Annotated in this window: 13 protein-coding genes; 10 read left to right on the plus strand and 3 right to left on the minus strand. The window is 63.4% G+C overall.

All coding sequences use genetic code 11. The annotated features are described in order from the left end of the window. Positions 1-346 precede the first annotated feature (346 nt). From sucC to KP003_RS04140, 6 genes are all read left to right on the plus strand, one after another. The gene (gene sucC, locus KP003_RS04115) at positions 347-1,516 is read left to right on the plus strand and encodes an ADP-forming succinate--CoA ligase subunit beta (RefSeq protein ID WP_216498482.1); all 1,170 of its coding nucleotides are present in this window, start codon (positions 347-349) and stop codon (positions 1,514-1,516) included. A 10-nt stretch (positions 1,517-1,526) separates the two neighbouring features. Beyond that, the gene (gene sucD, locus KP003_RS04120; protein WP_216790670.1) at positions 1,527-2,399 is read left to right on the plus strand and encodes a succinate--CoA ligase subunit alpha; all 873 of its coding nucleotides are present in this window, start codon (positions 1,527-1,529) and stop codon (positions 2,397-2,399) included. A 40-nt stretch (positions 2,400-2,439) separates the two neighbouring features. Next, entirely contained in the window at positions 2,440-2,601 is a 162-nt protein-coding gene (locus tag KP003_RS04125) for a DUF6290 family protein (RefSeq protein ID WP_216498480.1), read from the plus strand. A gap of 59 nt (positions 2,602-2,660) precedes the next feature. Next, the gene (gene nifJ / locus KP003_RS04130) at positions 2,661-6,245 is read left to right on the plus strand and encodes a pyruvate:ferredoxin (flavodoxin) oxidoreductase (RefSeq protein ID WP_216790672.1); all 3,585 of its coding nucleotides are present in this window, start codon (positions 2,661-2,663) and stop codon (positions 6,243-6,245) included. Positions 6,246-6,443: 198 nt separating this feature from the next. Next, a complete protein-coding gene (locus tag KP003_RS04135; protein ID WP_216790673.1) occupies positions 6,444-7,034 on the plus strand; it encodes a DUF4124 domain-containing protein in 591 nt (196 codons plus the stop codon). Next, positions 7,031-7,969: a M28 family peptidase gene (locus KP003_RS04140; protein ID WP_216790675.1), complete on the plus strand. Its 939-nt coding sequence runs from the start codon at positions 7,031-7,033 to the stop codon at positions 7,967-7,969. The genes KP003_RS04135 and KP003_RS04140 overlap by 4 nt, the downstream gene beginning before the upstream one ends. Here KP003_RS04140 and KP003_RS04145 read toward each other — a convergent pair. Together KP003_RS04145 and KP003_RS04150 are read right to left on the minus strand one after the other, a co-directional pair. Continuing rightward, positions 7,914-8,873: a CHAD domain-containing protein gene (locus KP003_RS04145; RefSeq protein WP_216790677.1), complete on the minus strand. Its 960-nt coding sequence runs from the start codon at positions 8,871-8,873 to the stop codon at positions 7,914-7,916. The genes KP003_RS04140 and KP003_RS04145 overlap by 56 nt on opposite strands. A 135-nt stretch (positions 8,874-9,008) precedes the next feature. Next, on the minus strand, positions 9,009-9,173 hold the full coding sequence (locus tag KP003_RS04150) for a hypothetical protein (RefSeq protein ID WP_216790678.1): 165 nt from the start codon (positions 9,171-9,173) through the stop codon (positions 9,009-9,011). A 183-nt stretch (positions 9,174-9,356) separates the two neighbouring features. Here KP003_RS04150 and KP003_RS04155 point away from each other — a divergent pair, with 183 nt between their 5' ends. After that, positions 9,357-9,719 (plus strand): hypothetical protein, encoded by a 363-nt coding sequence (locus KP003_RS04155; protein ID WP_216790680.1) that lies wholly within the window; start codon positions 9,357-9,359, stop codon positions 9,717-9,719. A gap of 328 nt (positions 9,720-10,047) precedes the next feature. Next, complete coding sequence (locus KP003_RS04160) at positions 10,048-11,016, plus strand: peptidylprolyl isomerase (protein ID WP_216790681.1); 969 nt, start codon at positions 10,048-10,050, stop codon at positions 11,014-11,016. 98 nt (positions 11,017-11,114) lie between these two features. Here the strand turns inward: KP003_RS04160 and KP003_RS04165 are convergent, their stop codons facing one another. Then, positions 11,115-12,611 (minus strand): sigma-54-dependent transcriptional regulator, encoded by a 1,497-nt coding sequence (locus tag KP003_RS04165; protein WP_216790683.1) that lies wholly within the window; start codon positions 12,609-12,611, stop codon positions 11,115-11,117. A 714-nt stretch (positions 12,612-13,325) separates the two neighbouring features. On the opposite strand from KP003_RS04165, the gene KP003_RS04170 reads away from it, so the two are divergent. Together KP003_RS04170 and KP003_RS04175 are read left to right on the plus strand one after the other, a co-directional pair. Next, entirely contained in the window at positions 13,326-13,817 is a 492-nt protein-coding gene (locus tag KP003_RS04170; RefSeq protein ID WP_216790685.1) for a tetratricopeptide repeat protein, read from the plus strand. A gap of 42 nt (positions 13,818-13,859) precedes the next feature. Next, on the plus strand, positions 13,860-15,875 hold the full coding sequence (locus KP003_RS04175; protein ID WP_216790687.1) for a PAS domain-containing protein: 2,016 nt from the start codon (positions 13,860-13,862) through the stop codon (positions 15,873-15,875). Positions 15,876-16,012: the final 137 nt, after the last annotated feature.

Raw genomic sequence — 16,012 nt, forward strand, 5'->3', positions numbered from 1 at the left:
ACAATGTAACCAAATAACGTTGCCGGCTCTGTTCTAGGATCACGCTCCCGTCCCTTCGCCCCTTCTGCTAGTCCTTTTATTTGACTGTAAATACCGATAATTCAAACATTCGTTCGATTGAATTGCAGAAGGTGGATGACAAGGATGTGTCTTGGATCCTGGTTGTAATCTTGGTCTTACCAATTTTTTTATCGAAGCATTATAAAAGTGTTTGCTAAATTTTTGTCAGGGGAGTATATGAGTGTGGTGCGACGTTGACCCCCGTTTTTCGGTCAAAATAAAACAAGAATCGGTTAATGTTGTACCCTTGGCAGGTTTGCTAAAACAGAGGCTTTAAGGAGGGAGTATGAACGTCCACGAGTACCAGGCCAAAGCGATCTTGAGGAAATTTGGTGTGCCGGTTCCCGACGGCCATGTCTGCTACAACGGCGCGAGCGCCAGGGAATGGGCCAAGCGCCTGGGCGAGGGCCCTTGGGTGGTGAAGGCGCAGATCCACGCAGGCGGACGCGGCAAGGGTGGCGGCGTCAAGCTGGCGCGAACCTCCAGCGAGGTGCAGATGATCGCCCGCGACATGCTGGGGATGACCCTGCGCACGCACCAGACCGGCCCGGAAGGGAAGGTGGTGCACCGGGTGCTGGTCGAGAACGGCTGCAACATCGCCAACGAGCTCTACGTGAGCTTTCTGGTGGACCGCGGCAGCTCCCGCGTCACCGTGATGGCCTCCACCGAAGGGGGGATGGACATCGAGGAGGTGGCAGCCAACACCCCGGAAAAGATCGTCACCGAGGCGGTCGATCCCCTGGTCGGGCTCACCCAGTTCCAGTGCCGCAAGATCGCCTTCAGCCTGGGATTGAAGGGGAAGCTGACCGGCAAGGCGGTCAAGGTACTCACCAACCTCTACGCCACCTTCATCGCCTGCGACTGTTCGCTGCTGGAGATCAACCCGCTGGTGGTCACCGCGGAGGGGGAGCTGATCGCCCTGGACGCCAAGTTCGGCTTCGATGACAATGCCCTCTTCCGGCACCTGCAGATCGGCGACATGCGCGACTTCGACGAGGAGGACCCCAACGAGATCGAGGCCTCCCAGCACGACCTCTCCTACATCTCCCTTTCCGGCAACATCGGCTGCCTGGTGAACGGCGCCGGTCTCGCCATGGCCACCATGGACATCATCAAGCATTACGGCGGCGACCCGGCCAACTTCCTGGACGTCGGAGGCGGGGCCACCATCGAGCGCGTCACCGAGGCGTTCAAGATCATCCTCTCGGACAAGAACGTGAAGGGGATCCTGGTCAACATCTTCGGCGGCATCATGAAGTGCGATGTGATCGCGACCGGCGTCATCGAGGCGGCGCGCCAGGTGGGGATCCAGGTGCCGCTGGTGGTGCGCCTGGAGGGGACCAACGTGGAGCTGGGCAAGAAGCTTCTGGCCGAGAGCGGCCTCAACATAGTAGCCGCCGACGGCATGGCCGACGGTGCGCAGAAAATCGTGGCCGCCGTCGCGGCCGCCGCCTAGGAGGGACGCCATGAGCATATTGATCGGCAAGGACACCAAGGTCATCACGCAGGGGATCACCGGCGCGACCGGCCTGTTCCACGCGCAGGGCGCCCGCGAGTACGGCACGCAGATGGTGGGTGGGGTCACCCCGGGCAAGGGGGGGACGGTGATCGACGGCTTCCCGGTGTTCGACACGGTCGCCGAGGCGGTGCACGAGACCGGCGCCACCGCGAGCGTCATCTACGTCCCGCCGCCGTTCGCCGCCGACTCCATCATGGAGGCGGTGGACGCAGGCGTCGAGCTGGTCTGCTGCATCACCGAGGGGATCCCGGTCCTCGACATGGTGAAGGTGAAGCAGTACCTGGTGGGCAAGAAGACCCGGCTGGTTGGCCCCAACTGCCCCGGCGTGATCACCCCCGGCGAGTGCAAGATCGGCATCATGCCCGGCTACATCCACAAGCCCGGCAAGATCGGCGTCGTTTCCCGTTCCGGCACGCTCACCTACGAGGCGGTCTGGCAGCTGACCAGCATCGGCCTCGGGCAGTCCACCTGCGTTGGGATCGGCGGCGACCCGGTCAACGGCACCAGCCACATCGACTGCCTGCGCCTGTTTCAGGAGGACCCGGACACGGAGGCGGTGATCATGATCGGGGAGATCGGCGGCAGCGCCGAGGAGGAGGCGGCCCGCTTCGTCAAGGAGAACATGTCGAAGCCCGTGGCGGCCTACATCGCCGGGGTCACCGCCCCCCCGGGCAAGCGGATGGGGCACGCCGGCGCGATCATCTCCGGCGGCAAGGGGACCGCGACCGAGAAGGTGGCGGTCCTTAAGGAGTGCGGCATCAGCGTCGCGGCGACCCCGGCCGAGATGGCGCAGGCGCTGCTCAAGGTCTACACACCGTAGCGAGAAAGGGCGCCACCGCGAGGTGGCGGCGGAGATCGTCATGAAAAAGAAAGAAAACGCACGTTACCACGTGCTCTCGGTGCGGGTGAGCCGCGAGGAGCGCGAGACCATCGAGAAGATTTCCAAGGAAGTGAACATGAAGGTGTCCGACCTGATGCGGGAGGCCCTGCAGGACATGGTTCCCTGGCAGGGCGCGCCGTAGCGCCGGCTCGGGAGATGGGACCAGAACTTCACTGCATTTATGTAAAGAGGAGCTAGAGCATGAGCAGAAAAATGGTAACCATCGACGGCAACACCGCGGCCGCCCACGTGGCCCACGCCACCAACGAGGTCATCGCGATCTACCCGATCACCCCTTCCTCGGTCATGGGGGAGATCTCCGACGCGAAGAGCGCCGCGGGTGAGAAGAATATATGGGGGACGGTACCGCTGGTCTCCGAGCTGCAGTCCGAAGGCGGCGCCGCCGGCGCGGTGCACGGCGCACTGCAGGCGGGCGCCCTCACCACGACCTTCACGGCGAGCCAGGGGCTCTTGCTGATGATCCCGAACATGTACAAGATCGCCGGCGAGCTCACCTCCACCGTCTTCCACGTCTCGGCCCGGGCGCTTGCCACCCAGGCTTTGTCCATCTTCGGCGACCATTCGGACGTGATGTCCTGCCGCGCCACCGGCTGGGCCATGCTCTGCTCCAACAACGTGCAGGAGGTGATGGACTTCGCCCTGATCGCCCAGGCGGCGACCCTGCGCTCCCGGATCCCGTTCCTGCACTTCTTCGACGGCTTCCGCACCTCCCACGAGGTGCAGAAGGTCGAGGCGCTCTCCCGAGACGACATGCGCGCCATGATCGACAACGAGCTGGTCAACGCGCACCGTGCCCGCTGCCTCACCCCGGACCGCCCGGTCTTGCGCGGCAGCGCCCAGAACCCGGACGTCTACTTCCAGGGGCGCGAGACGGTGAACCGCTTCTACCCGGCCACCATCGACATCGTGGAGAAGGAGATGGAGAAGTTCGCGGCGCTCACCGGACGCGCATACAGCGTGGTCGAGTACGCCGGCGCGCCGGACGCCGATCGGGTCATCGTGATCATGGGCTCCGGCGCGGACACCGTGCAGGAAACGGTGGCGACCCTGAACGCGCTGGGCGAGAAGGTGGGCGTGGTCAAGATCCACCTGTACCGCCCCTTCCCGCTCAAGGCCTTCGTCGAGGCGCTCCCCGCCTCGGTGCGCAGGATCGCGGTCCTCGACCGCACCAAGGAACCGGGGGCGCTGGGCGAGCCGCTCTACCTGGACGTACGCACCGCCATCGGCGAGGGGATGGCCGCCGGCTTCAGCAACTTCGTCGGGTACCCCACCATCGTCGGGGGGCGCTACGGCCTGGGCTCCAAGGAGTTCACCCCGGCCATGGCCAAGGCGGTGTTCGACAACCTGAACGAGGCGCAGCCCAGGAGCAACTTCGCGGTCGGCATCAACGACGACGTGACCGGCGCGAGCCTCGACTACGACAGCTCCTTCAGGACCGGGATGGAGGGGACCTACGAGGCCATGTTCTTCGGCCTTGGCTCCGACGGCACCGTGGGGGCCAACAAAAACTCCATCAAGATCATCGGCGAGGCGACCGACAACTTCGCCCAGGCCTATTTCGTCTACGACTCCAAGAAGGCCGGGACCATCACCACCTCGCACCTGCGCTTCGGGAAGAAGCCGATCAACGCGCCGTACCTGATCGACAACGCCGACTTCGTCGCCTGCCACAACTTCACCTTCCTGGAGAAGTACGACATGCTGGGCAAGGCGAAGCCTGGCGCCACCTTCCTGCTCTGCTCCCCGTTCGAGCAGAGCGAGGTCTGGGACAAGATGCCGGTCGAGGTGCAAAAGCAGATCATCGATAAGAAGCTCAAGGTCTACACAATCAACGCCATCAAGCTGGCCGAGGAGCTCGGCCTGGGCGCCCGCATCAACGTGATCATGCAGACCGCCTTCTTCAAGATCTCCGGCATCATTCCGCTTGAGAGCGCCATCGCAGAGATCAAGGGGGCCATCAAGAAGAGCTACGGCAAGGCGGGCGAGAAGGTGGTGGCCATGAACAACGCCGCCGTCGACCAGGCGCTTTTGAACATCCACGAGGTGGCCGTCCCCGCGGTAACCTCCAGCACCATCACCATGCCGCCGCCGGTAGGGGCGGGCGCTCCCCACTTCGTGAAGGAGGTCACCGGCCGCATCATAGCCGGCTTCGGCGACGACCTCCCGGTCTCCGCCATGCCGATCGACGGCACCTTCCCGACCGCGACCTCGCAGTACGAGAAGCGCAACATCGCGGTGGAGATCCCGGTCTGGGACGAAAAGCTCTGCATCCAGTGCGCCATCTGCTCCTTCGTCTGCCCGCACGCAGCCATCCGGGTGAAAGCCTACCCGGCCGAGGCACTCGCCGGCGCGCCGGCAGGGTTCAAGTGCGCCGACTCCAAGATGCCGGAGCTGAAGGAGCACAAGGTGACCTTCCAGGTCGCCCCCGAGGACTGCACCGGCTGCGGCGCATGCGCCCACAACTGCCCGGCCAAGGACAAAGAGAACCCGGGGCACAAGGCGCTGGACATGCGGTTCCAGCCCCCCTTACGCGCGGCCGAGGCCGCCAACTACCACTTCTTCCTGGGGCTTCCCGACCTCGATCCGGCGGTGGTAAAGCTGGACACCCTGCGCGGCAGCCAGCTGGTGCGCCCCCTGTTCGAGTATTCCGGCGCCTGCGCCGGTTGCGGGGAAACGCCGTACCTGAAGCTTCTCTCCCAGCTCTTCGGCGATAGGGCGCTCATCGCCAACGCGACCGGCTGCACCTCGATCTACGGCGGCAACCTCCCCACCACGCCGTGGGCGAAGCGGGCCGACGGGCGCGGCCCGGCCTGGTCCAACTCGCTCTTCGAGGACAACGCTGAGTTCGGCTACGGCATGAGGCTCGCGGTGGACAAGTTCAGCCAGGCGGCCCGGGAGCTTTTGGAGCAGCTTCTTGACTGCGGCTGCGGCTCCTGCACGACCATCGCCCCCCTGATGCGGGAGATCCTGGACGCCGAGCAGTCCGGGCAGGCCGCCATCGAGGCGCAGCGGCTGAGGGTGGCCCGGCTCAAGGAAGCCCTTGCCGGCTGTGACGAGGAGGCCGCGGCGCAGCTCCTTCCCATCGCGGACTACCTGGTGCAGAAGTCGGTCTGGTGCGTGGGCGGCGACGGCTGGGCCTACGACATCGGCTACGGCGGCCTGGATCACGTCATCGCCTCCGGCAAGAACGTCAACATCCTGGTGCTGGACACCGAGGTCTATTCCAACACCGGCGGGCAGGCCTCCAAGTCCACCCCGATCGGCGCGGTGGCGCAGTTCGCCGCCGGCGGCAAGTCCATGGCCAAGAAGGACCTCGGCATGATGGCCATGGCCTATGGCCACGTCTACGTGGCGTCCGTATCCCTGGCGAACCCCGGCCAGGTGGTCAAGGCCTTCATCGAGGCAGAGGCCCACGACGGACCTTCGCTGATCATCGCCTACTCGCACTGCATCGCGCACGGCATCGACATGACCCGCGGCGTGGACGAGCAGAGGAAGGCGGTCTCCTCCGGCTACTGGCCGCTGTACCGCTACAACCCGGCACTGGCCGAAAAGGGGAGGAACCCGCTGCAACTGGACAGCAAGGCCCCGACGACCAGCTTCGAGGAGTACGCGGGGGGCGAGAACCGCTACAAGGTGCTCAGGAAGATGAACCCCGAGGTGGCCGAGCAGTTGATGCAGAAGGCGAGCGCCTGGGCCGCGGACCGCTTCGACTACTACACGAAGCTGGCGGCTCTGGATTTCGGCGGGGAAGGAAAGCAGTAACGGCAACCGATGCTGCGGCAACAGAGAGGGCCGGGTTTTCCCCGGCCCTTTTGCGTCTGCCGGCACGCCACGCTCCACGGGAGCGGCCGCCCTGCGATCTGAAAAGATGAGACGCGGCAAAAGAAAATTGACAAACGCGGCTACTTGCATATTATCTTCACCCTTGGACTGCACCTTTTTGCCATTCCCGGAGGGGACATGCGACGAACGACGATGGTTGCCACGGTTTTTCTCCTTGCAGCGCCCCCGCTGGCCTTGGGCGGCACCTACCAGTGGCGCGACGATGCCGGAACCGTTCACTTCACCGACGACTCCGACCGCATCCCGGACAAGTACCTAAAGCGCGCCCGGGAGGTCGATCCGGCGAGCGCCGCGAAGCCCGCGGCGACCGTGCCGAAGCCGGAAGCTCCGGCGGCGCCCCCGGCAGCAAAGGAAGCTGCCGCCGCGGCAACCGCTGCCGATGCCGAGAGCACGCAGCGGGCGCGTGTTGCCGCCGAGCTCGCCCAGGCTCGAAGCGGCCTGGAGGGGAAAAAGCAGGAGCTACAGAAGCTGCATCACAAGTGGATGGTGACCAAGGGACGCACCCCGACCCCGGACGAGGCCAGGGAATTCCAGAAACAGCTTGCCGAGGGGAAGACGACCGACGAGAAGAATCCCTACGTCAGTAAGAACCGCGCCTTGTCTTCGTCGAGCGCCGCCCGTGCCGCCTACTACAAGAAGTTGGAGGAAGTGCGCGAGGACGATGCCCGGGTGCAACGGCTGGAGCGGGAACTCGAGGCGCTGAAGTGAGCACCCCGCCTGGAGCCGCCGGTAAGGGAAGGTCGCTGTCTGCAGTCTCCAGGGACCGGATCGAGCAACACCTGAAGTTCCTCGTGGGGGTCCGGCATCCCGTGGCGGCACCCGCCGCCCTGCAGCGGGCCTGCTCCTACCTGGAAGACACGCTGCGCGCACTGGGGTACGCCGTCGACCTGCACGGTTTTTTCGACGGCGGACAGGAGTACCACAACGTGGTCGCCACCAGGCTGGGGACGCGCCGCCCTGAAAAACGGGTCCTGGTGCTGGCCCATTTCGATACCGTCGCCGGTTCTCCGGGGGCGGACGACAACGCAAGCGGCGTCGCGCTGCTTCTGGAGCTGGCCACGATGTTCAAGGAGTGGCGGCCGGAACTGACGCTGCAGTTCGTCGGGGTGAACCTTGAGGAGAATTCGGACCGGGACGGGCACGGGACCGGCCTCAGGGGGAGCCGTGCCCTGGCCGCTTTCGCGCTGCAACAGGGGTGGGAAATTGAAGCCGTGGTGGTGCTGGAATCGGTGGCGTTCGCCGGCGGCTCGGTGCGCCAGGCCGCTCCGGCAGGAGTGCCGCTGCAGGTGCCGCCCAACGGTGATTTTCTGGCCGTGATCGGCAACGAGCTCGCGCAGGGGGTGGTGGCACGCTTTGCGCTGGCCGCGGACAGCTTCGATATCGCCCTCCCCGTGGTGCCCCTGGTGGTGCCGGACAACGGCGAGCTCCTGCCCGATACCCGCAGATCCGATCACGCACCCTTTTGGGATGCCGGCTACCCCGCCATCATGCTGACCGATACCACAAACTTCCGCAATCCCCACTACCACGAGCCAAGCGACACCTTGGAGACCCTGAACCTCGCCTTCGCCGTGCGCGTCTGCCAAGCTACGGCCGCGTTCCTGCTGGGGATGGCTGGTGGGGAAGGCGCAGCTCCAAGCTGACCCGCCTCGTCAGGGGCTCGAGCGGCTGCTCCCGGCTCGTCTGAGCAAAGCCGGCGAAGAGCGCGCCCCGGTGGGCCGCCAGCAGTTGCAGCAGCTCGTCCCGTCCCGTCCCCGGCGCTAAGCGCTGCTCTGCCATCTCCGCAAAGACGTCCAGGTCGTGCAGTTTCCCCAGGAGGTCCTGGTAGCGCTTGAGGAGCCGGCGCAGCTCTTCCCCCCCGTCCTCCAGAAGCGGTGCCAGGATCTCCAGCCGGTAGCGCAGCTTCTTGAAGGCGATGCGCAGTCTGTGCTGTGCCACCGTGTCCTCTTCGCGCAGCGCCGCCGGGAAGAGTTCCTCGACCAGTTCGACCCGCTCGGCAAACGCCCCTTCGGCAAAGAGACCGACCTCGGTGAAGGGGTCGAACCCGGGGGCTTCGCGTTCTTGGAACGGGTTCAGTCTCTTCGCCAACCCGCCCAGTTCCTTTTGCAGTTTCCCCGCGCCGAACCCCGCCAGCGTCCCGGACAGCCCCTCTCGGGTGATCTCCCGCTCCTTTGATAGCGATCGCAGCAATTCCTCGCGCTCGGCGCGGCAGCCGCTCGTCTCTTCCGGTTCCAGCCCTGAGAAAAAGAGCAGCGCCTCGTCTATGTTGCGCAATTCTCCCAGCAGGGTGGTGAGCCTTTTCACCCTGCGCGACAGCCGTGCCACCTTCTTGCCCGGCAGCAGGGGGGCAAAAAGGGCAAGCCCCTCGCGCAGTCGGCGCGAGGCCACCCGCAGGTCATGCACCTCGTCCAGGTCGAAGCCACGGGCTGCCCCGCGCCAGTGGGCGAAGAATTCCTCGCGGAGCATGGCAAGCAGGTAGGATGCGGCAAACCAAAGGCGTGTCGGACGGAGTTGCAGGGAAGCGGTGCTATGGGCGGGAATACTCATAAGCCTTCACCAGGACTGACAGTATTATAGCATCATTGCATAAAGGATATCACTGCCGGTCCAAAGGCAAGGCTGTAAGGTCGCGCACACTGGATACCGCCGGGCGCTGCATGCGTCCCTATGGAGAAACCCCGCTCAGTGCGGTTTGTGGATGGAGATCAGGAATTCCATGACTGCCAGGAGGTTGGTGAGCCTTCTGAAGAGGATGTTCTTTTCCCGCAGGTCCTTGGTGGTCTTGAACTTCGCCATCAGCAGCTGGTACTGTTCGTGGGCCAGATCGAAGGGTTTCATCTTTTTCAACGTGCCGCTCTCCTTTGTGTGATATTGAATTAGAAATTTATAACCATGTTGAAATAATATGTCAAGCGGCCATGGTCAAAAAACGCCGGGTGTATGGGTAGCGGGAAAAAGCGACTGTCAATTGATAAAAATTAATGTTGTGCTATAGTGTGGCGGTTGTTTACCAAATTCGGGAGGCTGACTATGAATAGAGTGCTATCCACCATCGTAGCCACACTGGTAGCCGTATCCTTCGCTGGAATGGTCTGGGCGGCAGACACGACCGGAACCGATACGGGGTCCTCTGTCGGCCCGGGGACCGGCATGTCGACCGGGACCCAGAGCGACCAGGGGAGCGCCGAACCTGCCAAGCCGGAGACGAAGAAGACCAAGAAGAAAAGAAAGAAAAGCGGCAAGAAGTCCAAAAAACAGACCAGGAGGAGCACCGGGACCGGCGTCACCGGCACCCAGCCTAACTACGGCACCCCGGCCATGGGCGGCCCAAGCGGCAACATGGGGAGCAGCCAAGGCACAGGCGCTGGAAGCACCGAAGGAAGTGGACGCTAGGGATCCGCAGCAGCTCGGCCGCGCCGCAAGGTGCGGCCTTTTTCGTCGCGAAAGCTTCCCGCGCATGTCGACTAAGGCAAGGTGACCGCTTTCCCCACGTGTGTGCGATATGCCCCACCCCCTCCCGGGCAGCGTCACGGCACCCCGGGCTCAGCCGCGTTCAAGGAGAACCGGTACCCGGCAAACCATCGCAATTACATGCCATTACATGAATCCCCCCGGTGCGGCAACGTGGCGAGGCGCCCGGCTCGGGTTCCGGTCCCTTCTGGGTACGGCTCTTGCTCTTTCACAGCAGTTTCAGGCGTACATTTCATAAAAGGAGATTTTCATGTCTGCGTTGAAGAATTGGATCCCGGCCACAATGGCCGTACTGGCCCTGTGCGTGCTTCCTGCCTGTTCTGACAAGGGGGGCGGCGGTGCCCCCGTCGTCAAGGTGAACGGAACCGCGATCACCAAGCCGGAGCTGGACCGTGCCGTGAAGACCCTCCTGGCGCAAAACCGGGTTAACCAGGCCCTGCCGCCGGAACAGATGAAGAAGGCGACCGCCGTCGCCCTGGAACAGCTGACCTCGGCGGAGCTTCTTTACCAGGAAGGGAAAAAGCTGGAAATCAAGAACCTGGACCAGCTGGTCGAGCAGCAATACCAGAAAAACCGGGCCGCCTTTCCCACCAAGGAAGAATACGAAAAGGCGCTGCGGGCAGCCGGGATGACCGAGGCCGAGGTGCGCGAGTCGATGCGCAGGGAGATCGTGGTTAACCACTTCGTGGACCAGCAGTTTTCGGCCAAGGCGACCTGCTCCGACGACGAGGCCAGGAAATTCTACGATGACAACAAGGCGAAACTGTTCCAAAAGGGTGAGCGCCTGCGGGCCAGCCACATCCTGGTGAGCGTGGACCAGAAGGGGAGCGCCGAGGAGAAGAAAAAGGCGCGTGAGAAGGCGGAAGCGCTGCTGAAGAGGGTGCAAAAGGGGGAGGATTTCGCCGCTGTTGCCAAGGCAGAGTCGACCTGCCCCAGCCGCACCAAGGGGGGAGAGCTGGGCGTCTTCGGCAAGGGGCAGATGACCCCTCCCTTCGAGAAGGCGGCCTTCGCCCTGAAAAACGGGGAGATCAGCAAGGTGGTGGAGACGGAGTTCGGCTATCACATCATCAAGCTGCAGGAGCGGATCGCCCCCTCCACCGACCGCTTCGAGGACGTGAAGTTCCAGATCGTGCAGTACCTGAAGATGGAGCAGACCCGCAAGGCGGTGGCAGCCTTTCTGACCGAGCTGCGCCACAGGGCGAAGATCGAGAAGGTCTAGCCCGGGCAGCCCGGACGCAGAACGGCCCGAAGGGAGCTTCCCTTCGGGCCGTCTTTTTGCCTTTGCCTGGGGTGTCGCTGGGGGTGAGCCGGGTGGGGTCAGGCCCACCTCAGGCCGTCGGCGGAGGCGTGGGGCACGCCGCTGCCTGCGACCGGCGTCTCCAAATTCTCGTTCTCCCCTTCCTTGCCCGAATCGGAAAGCCCGAACTTCTTCATCCGGTAACGCAGGGTGTCCCTGCTGGTCTTCAGGAACTTGGCGGCCTTGGACTGGTTCCCGCCGGATTTCTTCAAAGCCAGCTGGATCAGCATTTTTTCCAACTCTTCCAGGGAGATGCCGGTGGAAGGAAGCACGATGTGCTCGCCGGCGAAGTCGGTGCTGATCACCCCGGAGGATTCGGGGTCCTGCGCCGCGACCCTGCTCTGTTTGATTTCCGGGTTCAGGAACTCCGGGGTCAGCACCTTCCCCTGTTCCAGCATCATCAGGCGCTCGATGCAGTTGCGCAGCTCGCGGACGTTGCCGGGCCAGTCGTACCTGGTCAGGTACTCCAGTGTGTCCGGCGCCGCATGCGTTATGCTCCTGCCGTACTCCTCGTTGAGCGTCTCGATGAAGTACTGCACCAGCGACTCGATGTCCTCCTTGCGCTCCCGAAGCTTCGGGAGGCAGATGTTCATCACGTTGAGCCTGAAGAAAAGGTCGCCGCGGAACTTCCCTTCCTTGACCATCCGGGGGAGGTCCTGGTGGGTCGCGGTGATGATCCGGACGTTGGCCTCGACGTCTTCCTGGCCGCCGAGTCTCCTGAAGCGCTTGGTCTCGGTCGCCTTCAGGATCTTGGCCTGCATCTGGTAGGGCATGTCCCCGATCTCGTCCAGGAACACCGATCCCCCTTCGGCCAGTTCGAAAACACCCTTCTGCCGGCGCGAGGCGTCGGTGTAGGCCCCCTTCTCGTGGCCGAAGAGCTCGTTTTCCAACAGGTTTTCGGGGATGGAGGCGCAGTTCACCTCGATGAAGGGGGCGTCGGCCCGCGCGCTGTGGTAGTGGATCGCCTTGGCGACCAGCTCCTTCCCGGTCCCGCTCTCGCCGGTGATGAGCACCGTCTTGGCATCGGCGTCGGCGCAGATCTTGATCATCTTGAAGACTTCGATCATCTTGGGGCTGTTGCCCACCATCTTCTCGTGGTCCGACTTCCTGCGCAGCTCGTTTCTGAAGTAGTCGACCTCCTTCTTGAGCCGACGTTTCTCGAAGGCCCGCTCGACCACGTGCTTGACCGCCTCGAGGTTGAAGGGCTTGCCAAAGTAATCCTCCGCGCCGTCCTGCAGCGCCTGCACGGCGGAGTCCGCGTTGGCGTAGGCGGTGATCATGATGACGTAGAGGTCCTCGTTGGCCGCCTTGAACCGTTTCAAAAGCTCGAGACCGCTGGTGTCGGGAAGGCAGATGTCCAGCATGACCAGATCCGGTTTGAAACTCCCGAATTTCTGCACGGCCTCCGCACCGGAAGCCGCCGTGTCCACCTCGTAACCGTCCTTTTTGAGGCTGGCGGCGAGGGACCAGGAGATCAGCTTTTCATCGTCGACGACCAAGATCCTGTTTTTACTCATGTTGAACGTTCCTTCCTGGACCTGCTGCGGGAGCGTCCGCAGGTTCTCGATGGGCTGAGACCGGTATCGGTCGGGTTGGGGGGACGGCTCCCCATGCCGGTCAGCAGGCGGCCGGACTTTATCATTTATTTAATAATTTGTGTATCGTTTTTTTCGCATGTGACGTGATCCCTGCAGACGACAGCAGAGGCTGACCTTCCCGGGCCGAAACCCGGATCCCACCCAGGTGATGGGTGATATCACCCACTTTTGCGGCATTTGCCCCGCGTCGTCCGCCGCTGAGGAGGAGAACGGGCGGTCTCGCGGCCCTCCGGGGCAATTTTCTCGTCGCTGCGCGATTTGACGCAAAGAAGTGGGGCTTTTGCAGCAGCAATGCCCTCCCGGGACGAGTCCGGGCCCCCTGCTGCCCATCCGCGACGGCGGTGCAGGTGTCAAGCCCCCCCGTGGGGCAAATGACCAACTTCCCTTGCGTTAGCGCGTAGACAGCACCGCTTCGAGCGGGAGAGGGGGTTCGTTCCCGCATTTTACACCGGCCAATGTGCCATCGGCGGGGGTTACCGTAGCAGGATGCGTGCCGAGCCTTCCCTGTCGTCGCCGCACCCCCGCCCCTTCACCACACCGCTCCCCCCGGGGCGCCGAGCCGCCACCTCGTCGTGCGTTCTGGCAAGTAAAATGCATAGAAACGATTCTATTTCCATGCGAAAGGTGGGTGCCATGAAATTGAAACAGGTGGTGTTATGGATGTGCTTGATGGTCGTCGTCGGCGCCGGGCCGGGGTACGGGTACGACGGCACCGATCTGAAGGCCATAAGGACGCTGGCGGAGCAGGGGAACCCCGAGGCCCAGATGAAGCTCGGGGTGATGCTCTCCTCCGGGGTGGGGGTCCCGCTGGACAAGCAGGAGGGGCTTAAATGGTACGAGAAGTCGGCGAACCAGGGGTACGCACCGGGGCTGTGGAACCTGGCCTTCGTCTACATTCGGGGGGACGTGGTACCCCAGGATTTCAAAAAGGCGTTCGATCTGCTCCTGAAGGCCGCAGACGCCGGTTATGACAGCGCCCAGTACGACCTCGGCATGATGTACCTGCAGGGGCTCGCCGTTCCGGCGCCAGATCAAGAGAAGGCAGAGGTCTGGTTCCGGCGGGCGGCCGCCCAGGGGAACCGGGATGCCAAGAAGATCCTGAAGGATCTGGCCGCGAGCAGCTGACCTCGGCGGCCGGTCCGCAGCCCAACATTCCAGGAGTATTACATGTCTAACACATTCAATTCTCAGAACGCGGCCGCCGGGGAAGAGCCCGCCTCCCGAGCCTGCTTCGATTTCAGCCACGTCGCCGGAGAACTGGAGGAGAGCCGCAAGCGGCTGAGCGCCGTCTTCGACACCGTCCAGGTCGGCATCGTCATCATCGATGCCGAAACCCACACCATCGTCGATGCCAACCCCAAGGCGGTGGAGATGATCGGTACCGGGAGGGAGGAGGTGGTCGGCTCCGTCTGCCACTGCTTCATCTGCCCCGAACAGGACGGTCACTGCCCCATCACCGACCAGGGACAGCGCATCGACAACGCCGAGCGACAGCTGCTAAGGCCCAACGGCGCCTCCATCACAGTCGTGAAAACGGTGGCGCGGGTGAAACTGTACGGGCGGGACCACCTGATCGAGAGCTTCCTGGACATAACCGACAGAAAGCGGGCCGAGGAGGAACTGCGGGAGAGCGAGGAGCGTTATCGCGACATCCTGGAGAACGCCAACGACCTGATCCAGAGCGTGGACGCCAAGGGGAACTTCATCTACGTGAACAGCGCCTGGAAGAAGACCATGGGGTATTCCGACCAGGACCTCGCCTCGATGAACATCTTCGACGTGATCAAGCCCTGCTGCCAGAGCCACTGCGCCACCATGTTTGACCAGTTGAAGAGCGGGGCCAGGATCCCCCGCGTAGAGGTGGAGTTCGTCGCCAAGGACGGGCGGAGCATCATCCTCGAGGGGAGCATCAACTGCAACACCAGTAACGGGCAGGCGATCAGCACGAGGGGGATCTTCCGCGACATCACCGAGCGCAAGAAGATGGAGGCCGAACTGACGCAGAGCGAGGACCGTTACCGCAAGCTGTTCGAGAACGCCCCGGAAGCGATCCTGGTGCAAAGCGGCGGGCGCTACCTGTGCGCCAATAAGCAGGCCTGCGTGCTTCTCGGTGTGGACCGCCCCGAGGAACTGGTCGGCCAGTCGATCTTCTCCTTCGTCGATCCTGAATTCCACGCCATGGTGCTCGAGCGCATCCAGCGCATCGAGGAAACCGGTGAGCCTTCGCCGCTGCGGGAATCGCGCATGGTGCAAAAAGACGGGACCGTGATCGACGTGGAGGCGGTGGCGACGGGGATCGTCTTCCAGGGACAGCAGGCGATCCAGGTCATCATCCGGGACATCACCGAGCGCAAGCAGGTAGAGGAACAGCGCAGGGAGCTGAACAGCCGCCTGGAGAAGATGGTGGAGGAGAAGACCCGGCACCTCAAGGAGGCCCAGGCCAAGCTGATCCAGTCGGAAAAGATGGCGACGCTGGGCGAGGTGATCGCGGGTGCCGCGCACGAGCTCAACAACCCGCTGGCGGGGATCCTGGGTGCCATCCAGATGCTGCGCAGCAACGCCTTGGCGAATCCCATCGACCCGGACCTGATGGAAGGGATCGACGTGCTGGAGAGCATCGAGAGCGCCGCGGTCCGCTGCCAGAAGATCGTCGAGGATCTGGTCCGCTTCACCACACAGGCCCGCTGCAACTTCAGCGACATGGACATCAACGAGGTGCTAAAGGACACCCTCGATATCATGTCGGGGCCCTTCGAGGAGCAAAAGATCGATGTCAGTCTGGATCTGGACCCGGAGGTGCCCCGGATCGAGGGGGACTTCGTGAAGCTGCTGGAGGTATACGTTAACCTCCTGCAGAACGCTAAGAGCGCTCTCCCCAACGGCGGCCGGATCGACATCAGCACCGGCCTCGTGAAGAAATACGGGGAGCCGCTGCAGGTCTCGGTGGTGATCCGCGACGACGGCTGCGGCATTCCGCCGCAGAACCTGGCCAAGATCTTCGACCCCTTCTTCACCACCAAGCCGGTAGGGAAGGGGCCCGGGCTCGGACTCACCGTCTGCTACGGCATCGTCAAGCGGCACGGAGGTGATATCGACGTGCGTTCCACTGTGGGGAAGGGGACCGAGGTGACGGTCACCGTCCCGGTCCGGCAGCAGAAAATGACCGCCTACCAGGCCTCATGACCTGGCGAGGGCGGCGTCTGCCCGGCCTCTCCCTCATGATGAGCTTAATTTCATTTGACATTTCCCTCCTCATCTGGTTAAACCTTCTACTCGATGGCAAGGGTAGTAACGGTTGCCGGAGACAATCGGAGGGGCTA

Source organism: Geomonas diazotrophica, assembly GCF_019063885.1.
GTDB classification, from domain to species: domain Bacteria; phylum Desulfobacterota; class Desulfuromonadia; order Geobacterales; family Geobacteraceae; genus Geomonas; species Geomonas diazotrophica.